This window comes from Dietzia sp. SLG310A2-38A2 (genome assembly GCF_014145095.1).
Classification (GTDB): domain Bacteria; phylum Actinomycetota; class Actinomycetes; order Mycobacteriales; family Mycobacteriaceae; genus Dietzia.
This window is the reverse complement of the sequence record NZ_JAALDX010000021.1, coordinates 1-3,257: the sequence shown is the minus strand read 5'-3', so window position 1 is coordinate 3,257 and position 3,257 is coordinate 1. Positions and strand designations below refer to the sequence as shown.

At 70.4% G+C, this 3,257-nt stretch carries 4 protein-coding genes; all 4 read right to left on the bottom strand.

Annotated features, from left to right (window positions below; genetic code table 11):
* Window positions 1-669, bottom strand: a 669-nt coding sequence (proB, locus tag G6027_RS00825) for a glutamate 5-kinase (RefSeq protein ID WP_187702475.1), incomplete at its 3' end; no start/stop codon positions are given.
* 14 nt (window positions 670-683) lie between these two features.
* Window positions 684-2,144, bottom strand: a complete 1,461-nt coding sequence (gene obgE, locus G6027_RS00820; protein WP_182634545.1) for a GTPase ObgE — start codon at window positions 2,142-2,144, stop codon at window positions 684-686.
* A gap of 123 nt (window positions 2,145-2,267) precedes the next feature.
* Complete coding sequence (gene rpmA, locus G6027_RS00815) at window positions 2,268-2,531, bottom strand: 50S ribosomal protein L27 (protein ID WP_182634544.1); 264 nt, start codon at window positions 2,529-2,531, stop codon at window positions 2,268-2,270.
* 68 nt (window positions 2,532-2,599) lie between these two features.
* Complete coding sequence (gene rplU / locus G6027_RS00810; RefSeq protein ID WP_017835684.1) at window positions 2,600-2,905, bottom strand: 50S ribosomal protein L21; 306 nt, start codon at window positions 2,903-2,905, stop codon at window positions 2,600-2,602.
* Between the last annotated feature and the right edge of the window lie 352 nt (window positions 2,906-3,257).

The following is a 3,257-nucleotide window of genomic DNA, read 5'->3' as shown; positions in this document are numbered from 1 at the left end:
CGCGGCCGCGAGCTTGGAGGCCATCCCGCCGGTCCCCAGCGCACCGCCGGCCCCGGCCACCACCCCGTCGAGGTCGGCGGCGCCCGACACCATCGTCACCGCGGTGGCGTCACCCTTACGGGGGTCGGAATCGTATAGAGCGTCCACGTCCGAGAGCAGGACCAACGCATCGGCACTGATGAGGTGGGCCACCAGCGCGGCCAGGCGGTCGTTGTCCCCGAAACGGATCTCGTTGGTGGCCACCGTGTCGTTCTCGTTGACCAACGGCACCGCGCCGAGCGTGCGGAGGCGGTCCAGGGTGCGCTGCGCGTTGGCCGCGCTCTCCCGGCGACCGATGTCACCCGCCGTCAGCAGGACCTGGCCCACCACGCGCTCGTATCTGGAGAACGAGTCGCCCCACGCCCGTGCCAGCTCGAGCTGCCCCACACTGGCGGCCGCCTGCTTGGCGGACAGAGTGGCGGGGCGGGTGGTCATCCCCAGCGGGGACATCCCAGCTCCGATCGCGCCGGAGGAGACCACGAAGACGTCGGACCCCGCGGCCATGCGGGCCTGGCAGACGTCGGCCAGGGCGTCGAGCTGCGGCCGGCGGATCCCGCCACCGAAGCTCGTGATGGCCGAGGAGCCGATCTTGACCACCACCCGGCGGGCCGTGCCGATCCGGCGCCGCAGCTCCGGTTCACCGGTCACTCCAGGATCTCCTCGTCGGGGTCGATCAGTCCGCGGCGCACACGCTTGCGGTACTTGCGCTCGTGGGCGCCCACACGCTCGTCGGACTCCAACCGGATGTCGGTGCCGCGGCCCGTGCGCATGAGGTCCACACCGGCGGGGGTCTGTGGCTCCCAGTCAAAGGAGACGTCGCCGACGGTGACCGTGCAGCCCGCCTGCGCGCCGGCCTTGATGAGCGCGTCCTCGACCCCCAGCCGGGCCAGGCGGTCGGCGAGGAAGCCGACGGCCTCGTCGTTGGCGAAGTCGGTCTGGCGGATCCAGCGCTCGGGTTTGGATCCCGAGACCACGTAACCGCCGGCCTCGTTCGGGTCCTTCCGGACGGTGAACTCGGCCACGTCGACGGCCCTGGGCCGCAGGACGATCCGCTCGGGCGCCGCCGGCGGGTTCGCTTTGCGATGCGCCTTGATGAGCTCGTAGAGCCCGTATCGCAATTCGTCCAGGCCCTTGTGCGCGACTGCGGAGATCGCGTAGACCGGCCAGCCCTTGGCCTCGAAGTGGGCGGTGACCATCTCGGCCATGTCGGCGGCGTCCGGGACGTCGATCTTGTTGAGCACCACGACCCGCGGCCGGTCGGCCAGGTCCCCCAGACCGGCGTCGGCGAGTTCCGGCTGGTAGGCGGCGAGCTCCGCCTCGAGCGCGTCGACGTCCGAGATGGGGTCGCGGTCGGACTCGAGGCTCGCGCAGTCCACCACGTGGGCGAGGACGGCCGTGCGCTCGATGTGGCGTAGGAAGTCCAGGCCCAGGCCACGCCCCTCGCTGGCACCCGGGATGAGGCCGGGCACGTCCGCGATGGTGAACGTGTCGTCGCCCACCGAGACCACCCCGAGGTTGGGGACCAGGGTGGTGAACGGGTAGTCGGCGATCTTGGGCTTGGCCGCGGACAGCACCGACACGAGCGAGGACTTGCCCGCCGAGGGGAACCCGACCAGGCCGACGTCGGCCATCGACTTGAGCTCGAGGGTCAGGTCGCGGACCTCGCCGGGCTCGCCGAGCAGGGCGAACCCCGGGGCCTTGCGGGCCCTGGAGGCGAGCGCGGCGTTACCGAGCCCGCCCTTGCCGCCCTCGGCTGCCACGAAGCGGGTCCCGGCGCCGATCAGATCGGCCAGCAGTTCACCGTTCTGGTCCAGCACGACGGTCCCGGGCGGCACCGCCAGGACGAGGTCGTCACCCTGCGCGCCGTTGCGGTTGGCGCCCATCCCGGGCTCTCCCTTACCGGCGCGCGCGTGGGGCCGAAAATGGAAGTCGAGCAGCGTGTGGACCTGGGGGTCGACCACCAGCACCACGTCCCCGCCGCTCCCGCCGTTGCCGCCGTCGGGGCCGCCGAGCGGCTTGAACTTCTCCCGGTGCACGGACGTGCAACCACGGCCGCCGTCCCCCGCCGCGAGGTGGAGCACTACGCGGTCGACGAATCTCGACATATGCGGACTCCTCCTGTTGGTGGTGGGACGTAACGGATGTGGCGGAAATGCTCTCGGGGACCGGGCGTGGGGTCATCAGACCCCGCCCGGCCCCCGAGGGCGAATCGCGTCAGTGTCGGCGGGTCAGGCCTCGACGCCGGCCGGCACGATGTTGACGGTCTTGCGGCCACGCTTGGTTCCGAACTCGACCGCACCGGCGGCCAGTGCGAACAGCGTGTCGTCGCCGCCACGGCCGACGCCCACGCCCGGGTGGAACTTGGTGCCACGCTGGCGGATCAGGATCTCGCCGGCGTTGACTTCCTGGCCGCCGAACCGCTTGACGCCGAGACGCTGCGCGTTGGAGTCACGACCGTTACGGGTGCTGGATGCGCCCTTCTTACTTGCCATGTCCGAACCCCTCCTTCAGGGAAGACGCCCGAGGGCGCTGAGCTGGTGGCCTTGGCGGCCGTGGTGGATTACTTGATACCGGTGATCTTGAGCACTGTCAGCTTCTGACGGTGGCCCTGACGCTTGTGGTACCCGGTCTTGTTCTTGAACTTGTGGATCCGGATCTTCGGGCCCTTGGTCTGCTCGACGATCTCGCCGGAGACGGAGACCTTGGCCAGGGCGTCGGCAGCGGAGGTGACGGTCGAACCGTCGACCACGAGGATCGGGGACAGGGACACGGAGGTACCGGCCTCACCCTCGATCTTCTCGACCTTGACATGGTCACCTTCGGCGACCTTGTACTGCTTGCCGCCGGTCTTGACGATCGCGTACATCGAGGGCTTCCCCTTGCTTCTCGGGTGTGTGGCCGCCGCGGGGACGTCCACAACTACTGTGCGGTGTTCTCTCTGACCGGCCGACTCTCGTCAGCCGGGATCGCCGGTCCTGCGGCCTTGATGGCCCGGCCCGCGACTTCTCGCGCGACGACATAGCGCCGCCACGAGCGACTTGTCAAGGTTACGGCCCGGCGGCACAGCAGGTCAAACCGACCGCGCCACCGGGCCCGACACCTCTAACGATCGCCACTCCCGGGGGCGGTCGTGGACCTGGTCGCGCGTCGACGTGCCGGTCGCTGACGCGGCTCCGCGACGACGACCGGGGGCGCCTCCGCGAGCGGGGCGGCCTCGA